This is a genomic window from Parabacteroides caecihominis (assembly GCF_023656785.1).
Lineage (GTDB): Bacteria > Bacteroidota > Bacteroidia > Bacteroidales > Tannerellaceae > Parabacteroides > Parabacteroides segnis.
The window spans coordinates 219,956-242,490 of the sequence record NZ_JAMOKS010000010.1 but is presented as its reverse complement, the minus strand read 5'-3'; the positions used below and the strand labels follow the sequence as shown (position 1 = coordinate 242,490).

Below are 22,535 nucleotides of genomic sequence, written 5' to 3'. Positions count from 1 at the left end.
AATTGGCAGTGGCCAACTTTTTCTCAAGAGACTTATTCGCTTTTTTTAGTTGTTTTACTTCTTCTCGAAGGCGGATATTTTCCACTTCTTGATTATTCTTCCCCATGATTAATTAATTTGTTGCTAATACTCAAAGATACTGATAATCAACCGATAAAACAAGTCTTACGGTGAACATATTAGACAATACTTGCCCTATTTTCCGTTAGAGGAAGTCTATACTTTGCCATGCTAAAATGCGTTTTTGAGAACACTTTACTGAACACCCTACCTGAAAGGGTTCAATCACAATGTATTATTCGCCCCCTTCAGGGACGCACCATCCGGTATATATCGGGATCCCCCGGCTTCACCGGGGGCTATTCACAATTGAACCCTTCGGGTCCACAATGTCGCTAAATGACTCAATTATTTCTAAATTGGCACATTGGCATATTGCCACATTGATTCATTATTTTCTAAATAATAATCTCAACAATCGCCCGTACTGTCTTCTCCATTTGGACCAGGCTTCGGCGGTAGGTTTCGCGGTCGTCGCCGTTCAGTTCGCTGATATACGGGCTATAGGCTATCTCGTGGGCATAGGCTTCCGGGTTGTTGCTGGCCTGCCAGGCGGTACGGTAGTTGTTGCGGATCAGGCGGGCGAAGTCGAGAAAGGAATTTTCGCGGGTGTCGTACCGGCGGAAATCCAGGGAGTAGCTGCCGGTGTTCACTGTCGTTTTACCACCGTGCCAGTACTGGTTGCTGCAACCGTAGGCCGTCAGACCGAAATAATTGTTACTACCCGTTGCCAGTTTGCTCATTCCCCATCCGCTTTCGAAGGCAGCCTGTGCCAGTATCACGGTGGGATTCATGTTGAAAGAGGCTCCCGCAGACACGGCGGCCTGCAGGGAGTTCTTGACGAAGCTGATTTGTTGTGCTGTCATACTTTTTAATTGAAAATTGAAGATTGAAAATTAAAAATTGAAGATTACTCAATTTCCGGGCGGTCGCTTCCTCCGCCTTCCGGTGCTTCCGGCTCTTTGCCGATGCGTTCGAGGCTTACTTTTTCGATCATGGCGCGTAGCTTATCGCCGGGGGTGAAGATGATTTTCGGTTTACGGACCATGTTGGCTTGAAAATCTTTTTCTTCGACTGTTCCGGAACTACCGATCGACAACCGGAAATTACCTAGTCTTCCAAGTTGAACTACTTCGTTGCGGAGTAAAGCTTCTTCCATCGCACGAATCAGGCCGAGAACAACCAGTGCTACGTCACCGTCGCTCGCAGTGGAACGGTCGGCTATCAATTCACAGATGGAGTCGAAATCCATCATTCCGCTCACCGGAGCGGAGGCGTAATAACGTTTCGCATCCGCTGCCGCTCCTTTGGTAAGGTCTTTTTTCAAGACCAGCTTGTACTTTACTGACATACTGTTAATTGTTTAAGGGTTAGTGTAATAAGAACTTGTTTCTGAACTACATTACAAAGATAATACAGGCTTTCCCCTTCATGGGAGGCTGCGGGATGGTGTGTAATGTTCAGTATGTATTTTTTATTTGATAAATATCCGTCTTTTGCGGAACAACGTATTGATATAATGCTTATATTGTGGTGTATTAATATTGTAATTTATAAATAATTATGGAAGACAAAAAAACAGAAGTTTCTCCCTGGAGGAGAGCCTATGGCGTAACGGAATTCGCCCAACTGTATTTCCCCGGCCACACGCCGGTTGTTGCCTATAAACGCATGTGGGAATGGATACGTACCTCCCGCGGACTGAAAGCCAAGCTGGAAGCCGCCGGATGGGTAAAATTTCAGAAGCTATACACACCAAAACAGGTCGTCGTCCTGGTAGAACACCTGGGCGAACCCTGAAAATGTTTAATTTAATTATAAATCCATGGATTTAGAAAAACGACAAACTGTCGAATGTACGTTGTATTTCTCGGCATTCGACACGCAAACGTTGATGTTAACCACCCTCGAACGCTACATTGCTGACGTCAGAAGCGGAAAACACAAAAAAGCGGTAGAAAAAGTGCAAGCCTATTTAGCTGCCAGTGAAAATGAAAAAGCCGAAGCCGGCAAGAAGAGACTCCCTCTGCTGGTTCCCGGCGGAGCGATGGCTGGAGGCCGTAAACTCGAACATATGGTTCGTTACTCCGGTTGCATCTGCTTCGATCTTGATGATGTGCTGTTGCCACCCGAGCAAATTCTAAGCCAGGCTGCGCAACTCGGTTATGTGAAAGCCGGCCATATCAGTCCTTCCCATACGGGAAACAAACTCTTCGTGCTGGTGGACAGCGATCAGGAACATCATCTGCAAGCATTCGAACAGGTGCGGGCGATGATTGAGAAAGACCTTCCCGGTGTAACGGTGGATATCTCCGGCAAGGATGCCAACCGCGGTTGCTTTGCCAGCTATGATCCGGATGCTTTTTATAAAGAGGTGGCCGAAGTGGTGCATGTTCCGCAGGAAACGGTGCCGGTGGCGAAAAAGACTCCGTCTGTCCGTCCGTCGTCCTATCCGGACAATTCGTTGTCCAACTACATCGACAAATTTGAAGCAAGCAATCCTTTTGCCGGTGGCGGCCGTCATAGCTTCGTGTTGAAGCTGGCTTAGGCCTTGAACAGTGCGGGGTTCGACGAAAACGAAGTGACCGCCGAATGCCTGCGCCGTTATGTGGAACCGGGCTTTGCGGAGAAGGAAATCCGGGGCATCGTGTCCGACGTGTACCGCCGTTACCGCTCGTCGCACGGCAGCAATCCCTGGTGTCCTCCGACGGCTTCCACTGGACAAAAGAGTCTCACGAGTGTCACGAGTCTCACCCCCATTTCTGAAAATCCGACTGCTGAGGGAGATTCGCCTCTAGGCTTTGATATTGATCCGGATGAAGTCGGTTTGCCTCACCTCGACAGGGCGGTGATCGACCGTTTTCCCGGACTGCTTTCGGACGTCCTGAAGGTGGCTGCCGACGATCGGGAATATGACCTGATGGTCCTCTCTTCGCTGACCGTGCTCAGTACCATCATGCCGGGTGTCAGCGGCATGTTGAAGAAGCAACTTTATAAGCCTCCTTTCTATACATTAATTATAGGACCTTCCGGAAGTGGTAAGGGATGTATCAATGTTGTCCGTAAGCTGGCCGATCCCTGGCAAGACTACATCTTCGATATTTCGAAAGCGAAGGTGAAGGAGTATGAGGAGCAAAAGGAATTGTCGGACAATTATAAGGCGCAGGTACGTGCCGCGAAAGGAAAGAAGCCGGCAGGACCTCCTCCGGAAGAGCCGGTACCGGTCTGTCAGAAACGTTTGCATATGAGTGGTTACACGACAACGGCGCGTATGATCGAGCAGTTGGATGTGAACAGTCCTTATGCTTCGTTTTTGTACGAGACAGAACTCGAATCGGTAAATAATACGATTATGCAGGACTTCGGAGGGTATAGTTATGTGTTGAACCAGGCTTTCCAACATGAACGGATCGGCTGTTCATCGAAAACCAACGGGACTTCTTTTATTGAGTTCCCCGAATTAGGTTTTCTGGCAACGGGCACCCCTGGCATGTTGTTGAAGCTGATCCCTTCGACCGAGAGCGGCCTTTATAGCCGTCTGCTGATTTACCGAATTACCGGCCGTGCCGACTATCAACCGCTTACATCGGTCGACGATACGATGTGCAGCGTGCGTTATTTTGAAAGACTGGGGCAGCGGGTACTTGATATGGCGGTGCATCTGGAGAAGTCTCCGACCTTCGTTGTCTTTTCTGATAAGCAGCGTAAAAGGCTTGACCGTTACTTTGAACGTGAATATAATAATGTACGCGTATTCGGGAACGATGATGTTGCTTCGGTTGTGTTGCGCCATCGCTTGATTATCTTCCGTATAGCGATGACACTGACGGGAATCCGCAAGGGTGAAACGAAGGGTACGGCGGAGGAAATCGAGATTTTGGATGACGATTTCGATATCGCTTTCCATATCGGGACCCGCTGCCTGAGTCATTCGTTGCTGGTGAGCACGTCGTTGAAGCATAGCGATACGGATCAGCGTCATAAGCTGCCGGATGCGCAGGTCGACCTGTTCGATGTGATGCCGGATGAGTTTAAGACGTCGGATATAATCGATGAGGCCGGTGTCCGGGGAATTAGCCGTTCGAGTGTGTTCCGTATGTTGAAAAAAGCACAGGAATACAGCCTTGTCGTTTTAGTATCAACCGGTTACTATCGCAAGACAGAAAAAGGCAAAAATGTCAAAAAATGAAAAATGGGGGTGAGACTCGTGACACTCGTGAGACTCATTAACATTTCACCGGCCTAAAACGGCCTTTTTTGAAACGGATAGTTATCGCCCCGAAAACGAGTAGGCATCGGGATTCTGACGGGTAAGCACCCGTTGGAAGGGTATTGAAGAAAACAGTTTATTCTACTGGGTTCAAAAAGTGCTTGTGAAGTATGATTGTTAGCCATTAGAGATGCAAAAATGACTGACTAAAAAAAAGGTTCCTTTTTTCTCGCCAGCAAAATTACGACATTCTTTTAAACCTCCAATCTTTTTCCAAATATTTTTTTCTTTTCTATATCCTTTCTTATCAAGACAATAGCAAAGTAAGTACAAAATTCATCCTTTTTCACACGAAAGCAAAAGAGGTGCAAAAACGTGACTAGAAAAAAGGAACGTTTAAACTCGTCATTTAACAATTTGTGACATTTCGACGTGTCCTCTGTACAGACTTTTATAACACTATTATTAATATTAAATTTATTGATTATGAACAAAAAGTTTTTTACTTTGATGGCTGCCGCCTTGGTGACCGGATCTGTAGCTGCACAGACTTATGATGCAGGTACTGATTTTGAGTATCGCCTGGGTCAGACTGGCTATACAAACATTGCAGGGAATAAAAACCCGGTACTTGATCCGGCTAACGGTTGGTTGAAGACTGTTACTGGTGCTCCTTGGGTAAAGGATGTAAAACAGGTTGAGGAAGGTCTTTGGTATCAGTTGGAAGTAAATGACGATTCTACTCCTATTGCTGATGTCCTGATTCAGGAACGCGATACAAAAACCGGTAAAATCTATTTGCGCGTTGTTGAAAAGAATGAAAGCGGTAAGGCTCCTCTGACAGCTTCTTTGTGGAAGATCAAATATACGGCTGAAGATGGTGTGAGCGGTGGTAAATTTACATTTGTAAATAAGGAAACCGGTTATGAATTGTCTTTCGACCAGACTTTGGCTCAAGATGCTAACGTGGAATATCTGAGCAAAGGTATTAACGAATGGAACTGGTATCTGAATAACAATGGTGCTCAGGTAATGGGCTGGACCAAATTGTATTCTGTTTACACAGATCCTGCTGATGCTTCTAAAAAGTTGGTAATGACTTTGAAGAAAGCAACTTCTACTACTGATAACGATGCAATCAATGGTGCATTAAAGAATAATGGTTATGCCGTTAAGACTACTACTAATGCAGATGCAGCGGTTACATCATTAGTAGCTGTTCATATTGATGCTCTTCCTTCCAATCCGAAGGATGTAGATGGTTTGGAAATCAAACCGGTAGTTGCTGCTCCTTTCTTTATGACTAAAGAAGATTTCAACAATCGTTTGGATGCTGACGGTGACGGAAACTTCAAATTTACAGTAGAAGAAGATGTAGTAGGCGCAGACGTTTTGGAACAGGAATATGTTGCAGTAGACGGTTTAGTAGCTGCTCCTGAAACAGCTTTCGGTGATGCAAAGTATGCTAACTTCAATTTGTCATTCCAGCTAAAGAGTGATGCTGCAAAATATTTGCAGATTAGCACTGAACGTTATGAAGAAAATAAGCTTCCTAGTGTTTCTCCTAGCGTAAAAGTAGTAACTGATCTAGCTCCGGCTGCAAATGATTATATGAAAGCACGCGCAATGTTCCGTGCTACTTATTTCCCGACAGAAGATCGTCTGCTTATTGAACCGCTGAACGCAGGTATCATGACGGATGGAGAGTATAATACTGTTCCGAGACCTGCATTTACAGCTTGTGTTGCTGGTGGTAGTACTAGTGCCTTTACTGTAAAAGGAGTTGCCAATCAGCTGAAATCAGCAAACTCTGTTGCTAATGAATCAGTGAGTCCGAGTGAATATGACGAAAAGACTGTCTCTTTCACAACTGTAAAACTGGCAGATGGTAGAAATGTGTTAACTGTAGCTCCGGCTTCAATAGACGGTTTTGCTATTACTACTTCTATTGAGCAGAAGTTCTCTTATCTGCAACGTGCAGAATTTGCTTCTAATCTTTATACTATTAAAGATGGTAGCGAATATATCGTATGTAACTTCGCTGGTGACATGCAACTGGATGTTCCGACAGAAAATCAGAACTACAACAATATGCCTGCAACTATGTGGACTATTAAGAAAGAAGGAAACGAACAGGTAATCGTTAAGAACCGTGAATTCGGTGTTCCGACTGTATTCGAAGGTCAGCTTTATGTAAAAGATGGCAAATATTTCGCTATTGATAAAACTTATACAGGTTTTGCAGTTAAACAATTGAATGATCGTGAAGCATATGATATTGCTCCTGTTACTGCTGAAAATGCATTGACAAGTGCAGATCATGGTTACTATAACGCAGGTGACAAATTGTTAGTTAACAAATTCACTTTCGAATTCAACGATAATCTGGTTGACAATCACTTCCTGAACCTGACTGAAGGTAACTTCTTCGTTCCTACTAAGGGTGTAAATAGCTATTACGAATTCTATGAAGCTGGTACTGTAACATTTGGAAGTCAAGTTGGTTCTCTTCCTGCTTTGTCAAGAAAAGCATATACTGTAAAGGTATTGGATGAAACATTGATTGACAACGACAAAACTTGGATTTATCAGGTTGTTGAAAACGGCAAGCCGACTTACTACAAAGCAATGACTGAAGCTGAAGGTACTGCTGCTGGTCTGGAAAAAGCACGTTTCTTCTTCAAATCAGACGAAATAATGGGTGAAGCTGAAACTGAAACATATGTATTGATCAAAACAGACGGTACTACTGCTAACGCTGCTATCAGCCAGGCTTCTTTGGAATCTACTTCTAAATTGGCTTACGATGACTTGAATAACATTCCTAGCGAACCGAGTTCAACATTTGCTATCGCTTTGGCTGATGTTAAATTGTATCGTGATCTGACAGCTGACAAGACTGTTAAGTTCTTCTTGAAGAGAGGTGCTGCTAACGAATATCTGTATGAAGGAAATGGAAATGAAACGTTTGGATTCCTTGGATTAACATCTGAAGGTGTTCACCAGGCTGAAGGTTACAATCCTTCAATGGCTTCTTTCAAAGTTTCTGATCATGCTGGAATTATGCCTGAGTTCTTGTTCGCTGTAGATACAGCTACTGTTGCTGATGGTTACTGGTGTGATATTCATGGTTACGAAGTAACAGATCCTTGTGGACATGCTGATCCTTATAAAGGTTATATGACAGGTCGCTTCCTGATCAATATGAAAAATTATGGTAAGGATTACAAGTTTGAAAGCTATGATCGTCTGGGCTTCGTAGAAGGTATTTATCAGGGTGGTAAACTTTATATCTTGTCTAACGATCCTTTGAAACAAGATGTTACTCTTGCAAGCCTGAAGGTTAGCGAAGAAAAAGGTGGTGTTATCGATCCTGCTAAGTTAGCTAAATTGACTCCTGTAGCATTAGACTCACCTTATACATTCTCTTTGCGTCTGATCAACAGAGGTGACGAAGAAAACTTCTTCATCGAATCAGAACGTGATGCTGTAGGTTCATTCACAGGTGGATGGATTAAATCACAGAACGGTTGTCCGGTTATTGCACGTCACACTGCAACAAGCGGTTCTTCTGAAGATCATGAAGGTACTAATGGCTCTATCGACGAAATCATGCGCGATGCTCAGATCTTCACATTGTCTGAAGGCAACGACGTACCTACTTCAAATGATGCAATCGAAGCTGTTTCTGCTGTTAAGGTTGTAACTGTAGAAGGTGGTGTTCAGGTATTGAACGCTGCAGGTAAGACTGTAACAGTTGCTAATGTATTAGGTCAGACTGTAGCTAGTACAGTTGTTTCTTCTGATAACGCTACAATCTCTGCTCCTGCAGGTGTAGTAATCGTTACAGTTGAAGGCGAAGCTGCTGTTAAAGCTATTGTAAAATAAGATTCATATAGGGAGGCGTACTAAGCTGCGTCTCTCTTATAAGAAATATTTATAATCAAAATAATTCTAAATTTACCGCGAGGTGATATCGAACTCCAATTACCCTGTGACAGGCGAACAAGCGGTAAATATTAATACTAAAGTAATGAAATAAAGTTCTTCTGTTCTACCTCTGTGAAGAGTGAAAACAGACAAAAACAAAGCCCGACGGAACTGATCCGCCGGGCTTTCGTTGGTGTTATACCTTCATCACAGGATTATTTAAGTATTTTTCCCGGATTATTTAATTCGTCAACCAATTGAAAAACCATTGTACAGGGATTATGCTTTGCGTATTCCTTTGTGTCAAATGTTTTGGAAAGTTTTTCAGCCCATTTTATAGCTTGTGCTTCATTGCCGTATTTGAGCAATAATTCATGCATATCTTTGGCATTTTTATGATAGGAAAATTTCCCCTTTTTACCTTCTAACTCTAGTATTTTCTGATTCATTTCTTTTTCAATACACTTTTGATATTCAACGCGCGACATCGGTGTATTTCGATAATGGAAATGCAGCACATACCAAAGTTCAAACGCTTCGTTGGACCAGGCACACTTTATTCCGTTTTTTTCTGCCTTCTCAATAGCATTATGGAATCGGGATAACGGAAAGTCGTCTTTGTCGAAGACAGCCCACACACTATTCAATGGTTTGGAACTTGTTTTTCTGAATTCAATGGCTGCATTGACAACTCCCAGCGGATCACAGCCCTCCCCTTGTGTTTCTATATCCAATGTATAAGGAGGAAGGATATTGTTGAACGAAGAAAAATAGTGAGGTTCCGTTTTTTGTCCTTCACATACAATCAGGAAATAAACTCTTAAATTGCGTGAACCTACCACACGTTTGCTCCGTGATTCGTCACGTTCAAAGCGTTTATGTAAACTATTGATGTCAACTCTTTTTGCCATGGTTCATTAGATTTGAAAAGTCGCCAATAAATGGAATGGCACCATAGCGTCCTTGTATATAGTCTTTCTCGTAATTTCGGTCATTGCGCACCTTCACTCCGTCCGGATCACGGAATTCGACTAGTGAATATAAGTCTGTCTGTTCTTTCTCGTCTTTTTCAGTAAACCATATCTGGTCGCGACGAAAGCAGTCGCAGCCTAATAAGTTTGTGTCGTGAGTGGCAAAGATGAGTTGGGCACCTTTGGGATTTATTTCCGGAGAATGGAACATTTCGATTATTTTTTTTGTCAGCAATGGATGTAGCTTAGCATCTAACTCGTCAACAACAAGTGGAAAGCCAAATTGTAAAGTATACAGAATAAATCCGGCCATATCGAAAACTTTATTGGTTCCGGCAGATTCACTTTCTGTGATAATAAAAGAGTGTCGGCCTATTGTTTTGCCTGATATATCATAAATGTTATGAGTTGTCTGGGCTTTATCGAATGCTGCTCGTTCTCCTGTTATCAAGTTAATATCGATAAATCCTAATTGAAAATTGTTGAAGAAGTCTTTTGTTTTTTTTGCTTCTTCTCTCAGGTAAACATTGGTCATGCTCTTGAATGGATCATGATTTACTCCGGATAAAATCCTGATGTCATTTATATTTGCAATTATTTCTTTTGCTTGTTTTACATTGAATTGGTCACAAACGGACAGAAAAAGACCGTTCTCTCTGGTTCGTTCTTCCAGCCCTTTAGCTTCAGAAAAAGCATTAGATATTCCTATGCTTTCATTTTCACGAAGAAAAAGTGCTTGCTCTTTCTTGGTATTTTGAGGAACTATGTATAACCATTCTGAGTGGATTTTGTCATTATCTAATTCAAAACCATATCTATAGTAATTATCCCAGATAAGAAGTAGTATTTCGAAATATGAAGGGAGACTGCTGTTTTCTTTAGCCAACAGAAAAGGAGTAACGTCCAGTTTGTCGGTGGAATTTAGTTTTGAAGAGTTCATGATTGTGTCTTGCATAAACTCCAAAGCTTTTATCAAATTACTTTTACCACTCGAATTTGCTCCGTAAATCGCAGCAGTTTTTAGCAGTTTGTAATTACCAGCTTCCAATATATTGTCAGGAAGTTCTCTGATATTGGAGGCTTCCATACTGAATGTTTTCTTATCTTTAAAAGATAGAAAGTTGCCTACTGTAAACTCGATTAAATGAACCATGATGTTGACTTTTTGAGAATAATTCTCATAATTTGCTTCAAATGTACCTATAAAAACGATAAGATGTTTAATTGTAAACGATTTTTTCTCATTTTTACGCCATCGCTATCGCCAGCACGCTCACCCGTACTCCCGGGATCGTCAGCAGTGCTTCGGCGCATGCTCCGATGGTCGATCCGGAGGTGATGACGTCGTCGATAAGGAGGATGTGTTTTCCTGCCAGGGCTTCGCGGTCGACGACAGAGAAAATATCCTGCATATTCAGCCAACGGTCGTAAGTCTGTTTGTGCGTCTGTGTTTCTGTCTCTTTGGTGCGGCGGAGGCTGGTGGTGTCGATCGGGAGTTTCAAAAGAGTGTTGAGGCCGCGGGCGATCCATTCGGACTGGTTGTAGCCGCGCTGTTTCCGCTTCTTGGGATGGAGCGGGACGGGGAGGAGGAGGTCTGGGCGCTCTGATAGGATCGCTTTTTGATACCTCAGGCCGGCCATACGTCCCAGGCGGAAACCGATCTCACGGTTGTCGTGGTATTTCAGGGAATGGATAAGCTGCTGCACATGGCCGCCTTTTTCGTAATGCAGGAAAGCGGCTGCATGGTAAACCGGGACTTTTCCGCCAAACAGGTAGGTGGCGGGGTTCTCTTCCAGAAAATTGTGTCCTGTACGGGGCAGGTCGCAAAGACATTTCAGGCAGATATGATCTTCCCCTCCGACGAGAGGTGTCTGGCACAACATGCAGAGTTTAGGAAAAAAGAGGTGCAGCAGGTCATTAAAAATCTTCCTCATAATCGTTCCCGTTGAATAATTGTTTCAGACAACGGGATGTTTCCCGGCTTTCAAAGCCACGGCCGGCAGCAAAACGGAGGAGTTTGATGTAGATATCCCGTTCGTCCTTGCCTTTGGTCGATTTCTTTTTCGCCTTCAGCAACGATTGGAGGATATCGGCATATTCTTTTTCGTCTATCCCTTCCAGCGCTTCCGAACGGATGGGAGCAGGGATATTCCTTTTTTGAAGTTCGTACGCGATTTTGATGCGTCCCCATTTATTGAAGCGCAGTTTGTCGTTCACGAAATAACGGGCAAAGCGATGTTCGTCGATGAATTTTTCCTGGAGCAGACGTGCAATGATCCGCTCGCCTTCCTCTTGGGAGAGGCCGGCGGCTTTAATCTTTTTTTGTACATCCTGGATACAATGTTCGGCAGTCGAGCAGTAAGCGGCTGCGCGGCGTAGCATTTCGGATTCGGTTATCTGTTCCATGTCTGTGCCTTTACGAAGCGGTCTTTGCCCGACAGGTCCTGTATCAGTTCCACATTCTTAAATTCCATCATGCGCAGCATATTTACCACGGCTTCGCCCATCTGTGCGTTGATCTCGAAATAGAGGTAGCCTTTCTTTTTCAGCTTCTGTTCGGCAAAGCGAGCAATGTTATTATAAAACAACAACGGATTGTCGTCGGGAACGAACAGTGCCAGCGAAGGTTCGTAGTCGAGCACGTTTTTCTCCATTTCCGCTTTTTCCTTCTCCATGACATAGGGAGGGTTGCTGACGATGACATCGAATTCGTCTTCAATGGAATCGGCCGTTTTGGATGGCTGGAGAATATCTTTTTCGTAAAAAGTCAGTTGTACGCGGTTGATCCCGGCATTTCTTTTGGCTATTTTCAACGCCTCCGGAGAGATGTCGAGTGCTGAAACCTGTGCTTTCTTCAGTAATCTCCTTAAAGTAATGGCAATGCAGCCGCTACCGGTACCTACGTCCAGAATGTCAATACTCTTTTTGGCATAATCGTGTACGATCAATTCCACCAATTCTTCCGTTTCCGGACGGGGGATCAGCACTGACGGGTCCACTAGAAACTCAAATCCGTAAAAGTCTGTTTTACCGAAAATATATTGGATCGGCTCATATTTTACCAATCGTTCTACGATATTATAAATCTGTGTCTTCTCCGTCTCAGATAATTCTTTATCTTTGCAAAGTAAGAATTGGTGCGGCTGAATATCGCAAACGCGTTCCATTATCAAACGAATGAATGCTTTAATTTCACTTGGCGGATAATAATCTTTGAGCGTATTTTGTATATAGGCGACAGTCCCAGTCATATCAATTTAATTTTAATGCAAAAGTAATGCAAAAACCATTTATAAGCAAAGAAAATGGTCGAGGTTGAGAATAAATATATGGCTCGTTGTATTTCACTAGCCCGTGGCGGAGCGGGCAATGTGGCACCGAATCCGATGGTTGGAGCCGTGATCGTGCATCAGGGTAAAATTATTGGAGAAGGCTATCACCGGAAATATGGCGAAGCACATGCCGAGGTGAATGCAATCGCTTCGGTTCGTGATGAGTCTTTGTTGAAAGAGGCTACGATATACGTTAGCCTGGAACCCTGTTCGCACTATGGGAAGACACCTCCCTGTGCGGAGTTGATCATAAAAAAGCGGATACCGCGTGTGGTGATCGGGTGTCTGGACCCGTTTCCGGAAGTGTCGGGAAGAGGGGTGCGGATGCTGCGTGAAGCAGGTGTGGAAGTGGTAACCGGTGTGATGGAAAAGGAAGCCTGGGAGTTGAACCGGGTGTTTATGACTTTTCAGGAAAAGCGGCGGCCTTACATTTATTTGAAATGGGCGCAGAGTGCGGACGGTTTTATGGACCGTGGGCGGACGGATAATACCTCACCGGCTGTCGTATTGTCTTCACCGGAGATGATGCGCAGGGTACATTGCTTGCGGGCGAATGCGGCGGCTATCATGGTCGGGACGCAGACGGCTTTTCTGGATAACCCTTCGTTAACGGTACGGCATTGGGCTGGAAACTCACCTGTCAGGGTGATGCTCGACCGGACTTTACGTATCCCCTCGCATTATCATTTGTTTGATGGAACAGTGAAAACACTGGTCTTTACCGCCGGAAAAGCGGAAAACCGGGAGAATGTGGAGTATGTCACCCTCGATTTTTCACAGCCAGTCTTGCCGCAGGTGATGTACGAATTGTATATCCGTAAATTAAATTCGTTGATGGTGGAAGGGGGAGCTGTGCTTCTTGAGCATTTTCTGGAGGAGAATTTATGGGATCAGATATTTGTTGAAACAGCCCCTGTCAATCTGGAATCGGGTGTAAAAGCGCCGGATCTGAACAGGGTGGCATCTTTGTCGTTAACGGACGTGAAAAAAGTTCAGAACCACGTAATCACTGTTTTTTCACGGAAAAATCAGTGAGCGAAGTAGTTTAACGGAACTAAAATATTATAAATATTAGCCGATATTGGGAATAAAGCAAAAAATGTTTCTACTTTTGTGGCTTTATATGCAACAAACTTATTTTTGGATGAAAAATAGAATAGTACTATTTGTAGCGGGATGTATTGCATTGTTTCTGTCTTCTTGTCTGAATTCAGACGATCAGGAGTATGAGATACCTAAGGATTGTCAGATAACTTCGTTTTCTGTGAAGAATGATTCAATTCTTGGTGTCAAGGTGGATACAGTGAAGTTTGTGATCGATCAGGTAAACGGACGTATTTTTAACCCGGACTCTCTGCCGTTTGGTACAGAGGTCGAGAAAGTTATTTGTACAGTGTCTGTAGCAACGGGCACCTATACAATCGAAGTGACTCAGGATGCTTTGCCTGACTCTACTTTTTTCTGGAATAGGGAAGACTCTTTGGACTTCTCCAAACCCGTTAAATTTGTAACTGCCGCATACGATGGTATTACAAAGAAAGTGTATAACGCTCAAATAAATGTTCATCAGGTGGTGCCCGATTCCATGAGTTGGGAACTGTATGATTCTAGCGTTTTAGGATTCCCGGTGAAAGAACAAAAAGTGGTTACATGGGGTGAAGAGAATAATGAATATTATTATATGTACGTACAGGGAACTGATGCAAGCAAAGGATATTCATTATATAGTTCTTCTGTTTCCGATGCAAAAAGCTGGACGGAAATGACATTGAACGGTCTGCCGGCTGGTGAGGTTCGTCTTTCTCAGATAACTGAGTATGATGACGCTTTATTTGTGCCTACAACCAAAGGGGCGCTCTATCGCTCTGTTAACGGACAGGACTGGACGCTTGTAGATCAAACACCGTCTGTAAATGCATTGTTGGGAGCAATTAATAACGAAATAGGTTTAGGCCAGACTTCGTTCTTGTCTGCAATCGTAGAAGATAACGGTACACGGAGTTTTGCTTTTATGGATAAGGATATGAAATGGACAACCGGTGATGTTGTTCCGGATGAATTCCCAGTAAGTGGTTTTGGTTCTTTGGCTTCTTATTCAAGTAGTAGCAAGCAAAACAGTTTGACAGTGGTTGCCGGTAAAGACAAGAGCGGTAAATTGCAGAATTCAGCCTGGGGCACTATGAATGGTAAACAATGGGTTTTGCTGACTGATGTAGAATCTGATTATTTCGATAAGAGAGAAGGTGTAATGCTTTCTGCTTATGATGATAAGTTCTGCCTGATAGGTGGTATCGGTGAATCGAATAAAGCGTTTAAAGATATTTATTTCTCCATAGACAGAGGTGTGACATGGACATTGTCGGACACGCTGACTGTGATGCCGGAAGATTATAAAGCGAGAGGTTTTGCTTCCGTTTTAGTAGATAAAGAAAAATTTATGCTAATTTTCGGCGGCAAAGAGAATAATAATGCAAATGATCTGGACCAGATCTGGAAAGGCCGTATAAACCGTTTAGGTTTTAAGGATTGAGAAAGTTCGTGGAGGAAAGTATAATTTTAGGAAGAATTTAGCGTTAGAAAAAGAGGTGTAGAACATAACAGCATTGCATATGACTTCAACTTTTTTTCAACGGATTCTTATACTGATACTGATGGCCGGCTTATTTACCGGTCTCCACGCACAGGAATATAAATATGAAATAGGCGGAATGGCCGGTGGCGCTTTCTATATGGGGGATGCCAACAAGAATGCTTTCTTTAAAGGAATGAATCCGGCAGTGGGAGCAGTATTCCGTTATAATGCCAACTTCAGATGGGCTTTCAAAGGCAATCTGATGTGGGGACAGGTTTCAGGCAGCACGGAAGGACTGGAAAATGTTTTTCCGGACAATGCGCAGGCATCGTTCAGCCGTAGCCTGGTAGAACTGGGCGGACAGATGGAGTTTAACTTCTTTCCGTACAGTGATAAATTTGCTTATGCAGGGGCGAAGCGCTTCACTCCTTATGTATTCTTGGGATTAGGAATTACATATGGAACAGGTAATGAAGCGTTTTTCGGACCGAATATCCCGTTAGGGGTAGGCGTGAAGTATAAGATCAAGAACAGGATTAACCTGGGATGCGAGTTTTCGTTCCGTAAATTGTTCGGAGATAAATTCGATGTTACGAACGGGGATAATGCAATACTGGATAATCCGTATCAGATAAGTGGCAGTTTCTTGAAGAACAAAGATTGGTATTCATTTTTACTGCTATCTGTTACCTGGGACTTCGGTCCGCGTAACAGGCCATGTAATAGTATAAACAGCAACAGTACGTTTAGATACTGAGAAACACTATGTCATTGATAGAGGAAATAGACAAAGATCGCTTGCCGCAACATGTGGCGATTATTATGGATGGAAACGGACGTTGGGCCAAAGCGCAAGGGAAAGACCGGAGCTATGGACACCAGGAGGGCGTTGTTTCCGTGCGTAAAGTGGTAGAGGCGGCAACGACGATTGGACTGAAGTACCTGACAGTGTACACCTTTTCGACAGAAAACTGGAACCGGCCTGAAGCGGAGGTGAAAGCGTTGATGAGCCTGCTCGTCTCTGCCATCCATCGTGAAACTCCGGATCTGATGAAAAATAATGTACGTCTGATGGCGATCGGTAATTTAGACCGTCTGCCGGAGGATGCGCACGCAACGTTGCTGGATTGTATTAAACAAACTTCTGCTAATACGGGAACTACCCTGGTATTGGCTCTTAGTTATTCTTCCCGCTGGGAAATAACAGAAGCTGTCAGACAGCTCGCCGTCCAAGTACTGGAAAAGAAAATAAACCCCAACGATATAACCGAGACAGTGGTCTCGGACCACCTGACGACCAAAGGCATTCCCGATCCGGATCTGCTGATTCGAACCGGAGGAGAAAAACGCATCAGTAACTTTCTGCTGTGGCAATGTTCGTATGCGGAGTTCTACTTTACCGATGTTTTTTGGCCGGCATTCAGAGAAGAAGAGTTGTATGAAGCTATATTGTATTACCAGCAACGTGAACGCCGTTTCGGTAAGACAAGTGAGCAATTAATCTTATAAACAATAGCTGTTATATGTACAAAAGAATAGTGCTGTTTTTTATTTTCCTAGGTTTTGCCTGCGGAGCATTTGCCCAGGAAAGTGACACTACCCAGGTTGAAGTACCGGCAGAAGTGCCGGTCATTAATTATTCGTCGACGCCGAAGCGGTATAAGATTGCCGATATTAAGGTGACGGGTATTAAGAATTATGATGATTTCGTGTTAATCGGTTTCTCCGGATTATCGGTAGGTGACGTGGTTACTATCCCCGACGCCGGAGGTGAGATTACAACAGCGGTAAAGCGTTTTTGGAAACACGGATTGTTCTCGGATGTAAAAATCCTGGCAACCAAGATTGAAGGTGACCAAGTTTGGCTGGAAATTCAGTTGAAACAACGTCCCCGTATATCGGAAGTAAATTATCATGGTATCAAGAAAGGAGAGAGGGAAGACCTTGAGGCCAAGTTGGGTTTGAAGAAAGGTTTTCAGGTGACTCCCAACCTGATGGACCGTGCAAAGATCGTTATTCAGAAGTTCTTTGACGGCAAAGGTTTTAAGAATGTAGACGTTGATATTGTACAGCGTGACGACTTGTCGAAAGAAGGTGAGGTGATCGTTGATATTAATATCGATAAGAACGAAAAGACAAAGATCCACCGTATTTACTTCGAAGGTAATGAAGCTCTATCAGCAAGGGACCTGAAGAAGGCGATGAAGAAGACGAATGAAAAGTTCAGTCTTCCGAACGACTGGAAAACCAGTATCCTGGAAGCATTCAGTACAAAGAAGTTCACTACAGAAGAATACGAGAACGATAAGAATAATATTATCGCTAAGTACAACGAACACGGTTATCGTGATGCAGTGCTGCTATCGGACAGTGTTGTCAACTTTAATGAAAAGAAAGTCGACATCTTCCTGAAGGTAGAAGAAGGTGATAAATATTATCTGAAAGATATCCGTTTCGTGGGTAATACGCAGTACGCTTCTGATTATCTGGAAGCAATCCTGGGTATGAAACCGGGAGAGGTGTATAACCAGAAGAAGTTGAATGAACGTTTGACGACAGACGAAGATGCGGTTTCCAATGTGTATTATAATAATGGTTATATCTTCTTCAGTGCCGACCCGGTAGAAGTGGATGTGGATAACGACTCTATCTCTTTGGAAGTACGTATCCAGGAAGGCCCGCAGGCTACCATCAACCGTGTAATCATTAATGGTAACGACCGTTTGTATGAAGATATCGTACGTCGTGAGCTTCGTACCAAGCCAGGTATGTTGTTCAGCCGTGAAGACTTGATGCGTTCCGTTCGTGAAATTGCCCAGATGGGACATTTCGACCCGGAAAATATGGAGCCGAAGCCGTTACCTGATCCTGATAACGGAACAGTGGATATCCAATATAACCTGACATCGAAGGCGAACGACCAGATTGAGTTCTCGGCCGGTTGGGGACAAACAGGTGTGATCGGTAAGTTGAGTCTGAAGTTTACGAACTTCTCCATGAAGAACTTCCTGAACCCGAAAACTTATAAAGGTATTATCCCGCAGGGTGAAGGTCAGACACTGACATTGAGCGGACAGACTAACGGTCGCTACTATCAGGCTTATAGTATTTCATTTATGGACCCGTGGTTCGGCGGAAGACGTCCGAATACACTTTCTGTAAGTGCTTATTTCTCCAAACAGACTGATATCAGTAGTAACTACTATAATAACAGCATGTCGAATTATTACGGTGGCTATCCCTATTATGGAAATAGCATGTATGGCGGTTACTATGGTAATTATGGCGGTTATTATAATAATAACAATTATGAATTGGCATACGACCCGGATAAATCTATCATGATGTTCGGTCTTTCTGCCGGTTACGGTAAGCGTCTGAACTGGCCGGATGACTATTTCCAGTTTATGGCTACATTGAATTATCAGATGTATATCATGCATGACTGGGCATACTTCCTGGTGCAGAACGGTACTTGCCACAATGTAAACCTGGAATTGATGTTGCAGCGTAACTCTATCGACAATCCGTTGTATACTCGTAGCGGTTCGCAGTTCTCTCTGTCAGTTAGTGCTACTCCTCCTTATTCTTTATGGGACGGAAAGGACTATGCTAATATGTCGGACGATAATCCTGATAAGTTCAAGTTTATCGAGTATCATAAATGGAAGTTCAAAGCAAAGATCTTCTCTCCGTTGGCTCCGAGAGCAATCAAACGTACACCGGTATTGATGACACGTGTTGAATACGGATTCCTGGGATCTTACAACAAGCACAAACGTTCTCCGTTTGAAACATTCTATATGGGTGGTGACGGTATGAGTGGATATTCCAGTACTTATGCGACTGAAACGATTGGTTTGAGAGGTTACGAAAACGGTAGTATTGCCGGTAACGGTGGATATAACTCTTACGGTTATGCTTACTCTCGTCTGGCAATGGAATTGCGTTATCCGTTCCTGTTGGAACCGTCTTCTACAATTTACGGTCTTGTATTTGCTGAAGCAGGTAATGCATGGAAGGATTTGAAGAGCTTCAATCCGTTTGACCTGAAACGTTCTGCCGGTGTCGGTGTACGTATCTTCTTACCGATGATCGGTTTGATGGGTATCGACTGGGCGTATGGTTTCGACAAGGTGGATGGACAACGTAGTGCAGGTGGAAGCAACTTCCACTTCATCATCGGACAGGAATTCTAATTAATTGAAAATTAATAATTGAAAATTGAAAATTAGGGGAACGGTTAATTCTGTTAAAGTGTTAATAGTCTCTTATTAAATTTCAATTTTCAATTCTCAATATTCAATTATCTTATCTTTGCAGTCAGAGAGTGAAACTATAAAAAGAAAGCGTATGAAGAAGATTATTGTTTTGAGTTGTATGATGCTCCTTTGCTCTTTTGCCGGTATGGCACAAAAGTTTGCCTTGATAGATATGGAGTATATACTAAAAAATATTCCGGCTTATGAGATGACGAACGAACAGTTGAGCCAGGTATCGAAGAAATGGCAGAATGAGGTGGAAGCTATCCAGCAGGAAGCACAAAACATGTATAAGACCTATCAGAGTGATTTGGTATTCCTTTCTGCTGAGATGAAAACGAAGCGTGAAGAGGAGATAGTGAAGAAGGAGCAGGAAGCACAGGACCTGAAACGTCAGTATTTCGGACCGGAAGGCGAGTTGTACAAGAAGCGTGAAAGCTTGATGAAACCTATCCAGGATGAAGTCTATAATGCCGTAAAGGAGATTTCGGAAGACAAGGGGTATCAACTCGTTGTTGACCGTGCTTCGGCGATGAGTATTATTTTTGCTTCTCCGAAGATAGATATCAGCAATGAAGTGCTGTTAAAGTTAGGATATTCAAAATAAATGCTTACATTTGTGCGCTTTATGCACAAAATAACATGATTGATTAATAACAATAATATTTTATAGAAAATGAAGAAACTGATTATTTTTTTGTTGATGATCCTCCCGTTAGGAGTTTTTGCTCAGGAAGCAAAGGTGGCAATTGTTAATTCGCAGGAAATTATGATGGCTATGCCGGAAATAACTGCTATGCAGGAAACAATGAAGCAGATGAATGACAAATATGCGGGCGAAATGAAGACGATGGAGGATGAATTCCAAAAGAAATATACAGATTATATCGCTCAGCAGGATTCAATGACTGAAAACATCAAACTGAGAAGAACACAGGAATTGGAAGATATTCGTCAGCGTGTTGAAAACTTTACACAGGTTGCACAACAGGATATGAATAAAAAACAGCAGGAATTGTTGGCTCCGATCCAGGATAAGCTTAGAAATGCTATCAAAGCTGTAGGTGATGAAAAAGGCTATGCTTATATCATCGATAACAATCCTGGTATCGTACTTTATACCGGCAATGCTGCAATCGATGCTACTCCGTTGGTAAAAGCTAAATTAGGCTTGAAATAATAGATTCTAATTAGAGATATAACAAAGGATGCCTTTCTATGGAGGGCATCCTTTGTTGTATTATATAAAGAAGGAAGAAATATGTTTTCACAAAAAGCAGGACCTATCGGGATTTTTGACTCCGGCTATGGTGGATTGACAGTCTTTGATAAAATTCGCCAGGCAATGCCTGAGTATGACTATATTTATCTGGGAGATAATGCACGTACACCGTATGGGCCACGTTCATTTGAGGTGGTTTACCGTTTCACCCGCCAGGCCGTAATGAAATTGTTTTCCGAGGGGTGTCAGTTAGTGATTCTGGCGTGTAATACGGCATCGGCAAAAGCCCTGCGTACCATTCAGCAGCGTGATCTGCCGGACTGGGATCCTGCCCGCCGTGTGTTGGGAGTTATTCGTCCGACGGTGGAAATGATGGATCAGGTCAGCACTACAAAACATATAGGTATCCTGGGGACGGCTGGAACAATATCTTCACATTCCTATTCACTGGAGATAGAGAAAATGTTTCCTCATATCACTGTGACGGGAGAGGCCTGTCCGATGTGGGTTCCATTAGTTGAGAACAATGAGTTCGGTTCTCCCGGTGCGGATTATTTTGTACAAAAACATCTGGATCATATTCTGTCGGTCGATCCCCGGATAGATACGCTGGTACTGGGGTGCACGCATTATCCGCTTTTAATCGGCAAAATCAGACAGTATTTGCCGCAGGGGATAACCGTCTTTGCGCAGGGAGAATACGTGGCAGAGAGCCTGAAAGATTATTTAAACAGGCATCCGGAAATGGACTGCCGACTTACCCGTAGCGGAGAATGCCGTTTCCTGACTACGGAGTCTGCCGCGAAATTCTCGGAGGCAGCCTCAGTCTTCCTGAATGATCCGATAGAAGTGGAGCAGATATCTATTGATTAAAAAAGAATCCGATGAAGTGGCCGAAGCATATATTCCTGTTAGCGGTACTGTTTGTTTGTGCCTGTGCCGATGCGGAAGAACTGGATACCTATCTGCGCAATAAAGGACTGGTCGACATCTCTGCACAGGATTCTACCATTCGTGTACAACTGGTTTATGCAACTCCCGATAATTTTATGGGAGAAGCTGTTTACTCCGGAATCACACGTGCCTGGCTTCATCCGGATGCCGCCGGGAAACTTGTGGCCGCTCAACGGCTGTTGAAAAAAGAAAATCCCGACCTTACGCTGGTTGTTTATGATGCGGCCCGGCCAATGTCTGTACAACGTAAAATGTGGGCACTTGTTCGCGGAACCGATAAGGTGAATTATGTCAGCAATCCGGCTAACGGCGGCGGATTGCATAATTATGGAATGGCGGTAGATGTAACTATCCTTGATAAAACAGGCGCTCCCCTTCCTATGGGAACGCCATTCGATTTCTTTGGCGAAGAGGCTCATACGAATAATGAAGAGGCTTTATTGGATGCCGGGAAAATAGATCGCACAGCCTATAATAACCGGCGTTTGCTTCGCCGGATCATGAGAAATGCCGGGTTCCGCATCATTCTTTATGAATGGTGGCATTTCAATGCTTGCAGCCGGGCAGAAGCCCGGCAAAGCTATCCTGTTTTGGATTAGTTGATATTCTTACCGAAAGGAGTCAGGGCAAGGGCTGCCATCTTGAAATGTTGCCTTCCCCAGGGGATACCGATGATGGTGATGCACAGCAGTAACCCGAATCCCAGGTGTGTCAGGCAGATCCAGAAACCTCCGAGTATGATCCATAGAATGTTCATGATAATGCAGAGGCAACCTCCGGAGTTGCCGTTATCCGTAACCGTGCTGCCAAAAGGCCACAAAGCCAGCAGAGCCAGTTTCAATGTCTGTAGTCCGAATGGAATGCCGATGATCGTAACCATCAGCAGGAGACTTGAAACCAGATATTCAATACTGGTGATCAGTCCGCCGAATATTAACCAGATGATATTACCTAAAAATTTCATACTTGCATGATTTATAGTTCCTACAAATGTAGCATAATTCTACTTAAAAGCAATAGTT

General features: G+C 43.6%; 21 protein-coding genes. 13 read left to right on the top strand and 8 right to left on the bottom strand.

The genetic code is table 11. From position 1 onward, the window contains the following. Nucleotides 1–458: 458 nt before the first annotated feature. Together NBH14_RS10775 and NBH14_RS10770 are read right to left on the bottom strand one after the other, a co-directional pair. Nucleotides 459–926, bottom strand: a complete 468-nt coding sequence (locus NBH14_RS10775) for a glucosaminidase domain-containing protein (protein ID WP_186959118.1) — start codon at nt 924–926, stop codon at nt 459–461. Nucleotides 927–970: 44 nt separating this feature from the next. Beyond that, the gene (locus NBH14_RS10770) at nt 971–1,411 is read right to left on the bottom strand and encodes an HU family DNA-binding protein (protein ID WP_186959117.1); all 441 of its coding nucleotides are present in this window, start codon (nt 1,409–1,411) and stop codon (nt 971–973) included. 212 nt (nt 1,412–1,623) lie between these two features. Between NBH14_RS10770 and NBH14_RS10765 the strand changes: the two genes are divergently transcribed. The 4 genes from NBH14_RS10765 to NBH14_RS10750 all read left to right on the top strand — a co-directional run bounded on the left by NBH14_RS10765 (nt 1,624) and on the right by NBH14_RS10750 (nt 8,158). After that, complete coding sequence (locus tag NBH14_RS10765; RefSeq protein ID WP_186959116.1) at nt 1,624–1,860, top strand: DUF4248 domain-containing protein; 237 nt, start codon at nt 1,624–1,626, stop codon at nt 1,858–1,860. 25 nt (nt 1,861–1,885) lie between these two features. Then, nucleotides 1,886–2,608: a BT4734/BF3469 family protein gene (locus NBH14_RS10760; protein ID WP_250817421.1), complete on the top strand. Its 723-nt coding sequence runs from the start codon at nt 1,886–1,888 to the stop codon at nt 2,606–2,608. Between the two features lie 3 nt (nt 2,609–2,611). Beyond that, complete coding sequence (locus tag NBH14_RS10755) at nt 2,612–4,249, top strand: DUF3987 domain-containing protein (protein ID WP_250817419.1); 1,638 nt, start codon at nt 2,612–2,614, stop codon at nt 4,247–4,249. A gap of 507 nt (nt 4,250–4,756) precedes the next feature. Further along, nucleotides 4,757–8,158: a DUF6383 domain-containing protein gene (locus NBH14_RS10750; RefSeq protein ID WP_186959115.1), complete on the top strand. Its 3,402-nt coding sequence runs from the start codon at nt 4,757–4,759 to the stop codon at nt 8,156–8,158. Between the two features lie 257 nt (nt 8,159–8,415). On the opposite strand, the gene NBH14_RS10745 is transcribed toward NBH14_RS10750, so the two are convergent. The 5 genes from NBH14_RS10745 to prmC all read right to left on the bottom strand — a co-directional run bounded on the left by NBH14_RS10745 (nt 8,416) and on the right by prmC (nt 12,422). Next, a complete protein-coding gene (locus NBH14_RS10745; protein WP_186959114.1) occupies nt 8,416–9,111 on the bottom strand; it encodes an RloB family protein in 696 nt (231 codons plus the stop codon). Next, nucleotides 9,095–10,324, bottom strand: a complete 1,230-nt coding sequence (locus NBH14_RS10740; RefSeq protein WP_186959113.1) for an AAA family ATPase — start codon at nt 10,322–10,324, stop codon at nt 9,095–9,097. The genes NBH14_RS10745 and NBH14_RS10740 overlap by 17 nt, the downstream gene beginning before the upstream one ends. 94 nt (nt 10,325–10,418) lie before the next feature. After that, nucleotides 10,419–11,105, bottom strand: coding sequence for a ComF family protein (locus NBH14_RS10735; protein ID WP_186959112.1), 687 nt, complete (start codon nt 11,103–11,105; stop codon nt 10,419–10,421). Further along, entirely contained in the window at nt 11,089–11,577 is a 489-nt protein-coding gene (locus tag NBH14_RS10730; RefSeq protein WP_186959111.1) for a regulatory protein RecX, read from the bottom strand. Before NBH14_RS10730 ends, NBH14_RS10735 begins: the two co-directional genes overlap by 17 nt. Then, the gene (gene prmC / locus NBH14_RS10725) at nt 11,565–12,422 is read right to left on the bottom strand and encodes a peptide chain release factor N(5)-glutamine methyltransferase (protein WP_186959110.1); all 858 of its coding nucleotides are present in this window, start codon (nt 12,420–12,422) and stop codon (nt 11,565–11,567) included. Before prmC ends, NBH14_RS10730 begins: the two co-directional genes overlap by 13 nt. A gap of 54 nt (nt 12,423–12,476) precedes the next feature. Here prmC and ribD point away from each other — a divergent pair, with 54 nt between their 5' ends. The 9 genes from ribD to NBH14_RS10680 all read left to right on the top strand — a co-directional run bounded on the left by ribD (nt 12,477) and on the right by NBH14_RS10680 (nt 22,112). Then, nucleotides 12,477–13,538 (top strand): bifunctional diaminohydroxyphosphoribosylaminopyrimidine deaminase/5-amino-6-(5-phosphoribosylamino)uracil reductase RibD, encoded by a 1,062-nt coding sequence (gene ribD, locus NBH14_RS10720; RefSeq protein WP_186959109.1) that lies wholly within the window; start codon nt 12,477–12,479, stop codon nt 13,536–13,538. A gap of 64 nt (nt 13,539–13,602) precedes the next feature. Further along, nucleotides 13,603–15,033, top strand: coding sequence for a BamI family beta-barrel-assembly machinery protein (gene bamI, locus NBH14_RS10715; RefSeq protein WP_186959108.1), 1,431 nt, complete (start codon nt 13,603–13,605; stop codon nt 15,031–15,033). Between the two features lie 79 nt (nt 15,034–15,112). Next, on the top strand, nt 15,113–15,832 hold the full coding sequence (porG, locus tag NBH14_RS10710; RefSeq protein ID WP_186959107.1) for a type IX secretion system protein PorG: 720 nt from the start codon (nt 15,113–15,115) through the stop codon (nt 15,830–15,832). Between the two features lie 8 nt (nt 15,833–15,840). After that, the gene (gene uppS, locus NBH14_RS10705) at nt 15,841–16,584 is read left to right on the top strand and encodes an undecaprenyl pyrophosphate synthase (RefSeq protein WP_007654955.1); all 744 of its coding nucleotides are present in this window, start codon (nt 15,841–15,843) and stop codon (nt 16,582–16,584) included. Nucleotides 16,585–16,598: 14 nt separating this feature from the next. Beyond that, nucleotides 16,599–19,274 (top strand): outer membrane protein assembly factor BamA, encoded by a 2,676-nt coding sequence (bamA, locus tag NBH14_RS10700; protein ID WP_250817417.1) that lies wholly within the window; start codon nt 16,599–16,601, stop codon nt 19,272–19,274. A gap of 154 nt (nt 19,275–19,428) precedes the next feature. Next, the gene (locus NBH14_RS10695) at nt 19,429–19,944 is read left to right on the top strand and encodes an OmpH/Skp family outer membrane protein (protein WP_186959105.1); all 516 of its coding nucleotides are present in this window, start codon (nt 19,429–19,431) and stop codon (nt 19,942–19,944) included. 69 nt (nt 19,945–20,013) lie between these two features. Beyond that, nucleotides 20,014–20,517 carry an OmpH/Skp family outer membrane protein gene (locus tag NBH14_RS10690; RefSeq protein ID WP_186959104.1) on the top strand — a complete coding sequence of 168 codons (504 nt, stop codon included), beginning with the start codon at nt 20,014–20,016 and terminating at the stop codon, nt 20,515–20,517. Between the two features lie 81 nt (nt 20,518–20,598). Next, nucleotides 20,599–21,432, top strand: a complete 834-nt coding sequence (murI, locus tag NBH14_RS10685; protein WP_186959103.1) for a glutamate racemase — start codon at nt 20,599–20,601, stop codon at nt 21,430–21,432. Nucleotides 21,433–21,443: 11 nt separating this feature from the next. Next, entirely contained in the window at nt 21,444–22,112 is a 669-nt protein-coding gene (locus NBH14_RS10680) for a M15 family metallopeptidase (RefSeq protein ID WP_186959102.1), read from the top strand. Here the strand turns inward: NBH14_RS10680 and NBH14_RS10675 are convergent. Continuing rightward, nucleotides 22,109–22,477, bottom strand: a complete 369-nt coding sequence (locus NBH14_RS10675) for a YccF domain-containing protein (RefSeq protein WP_007654943.1) — start codon at nt 22,475–22,477, stop codon at nt 22,109–22,111. The genes NBH14_RS10680 and NBH14_RS10675 overlap by 4 nt on opposite strands. Between the last annotated feature and the right edge of the window lie 58 nt (nt 22,478–22,535).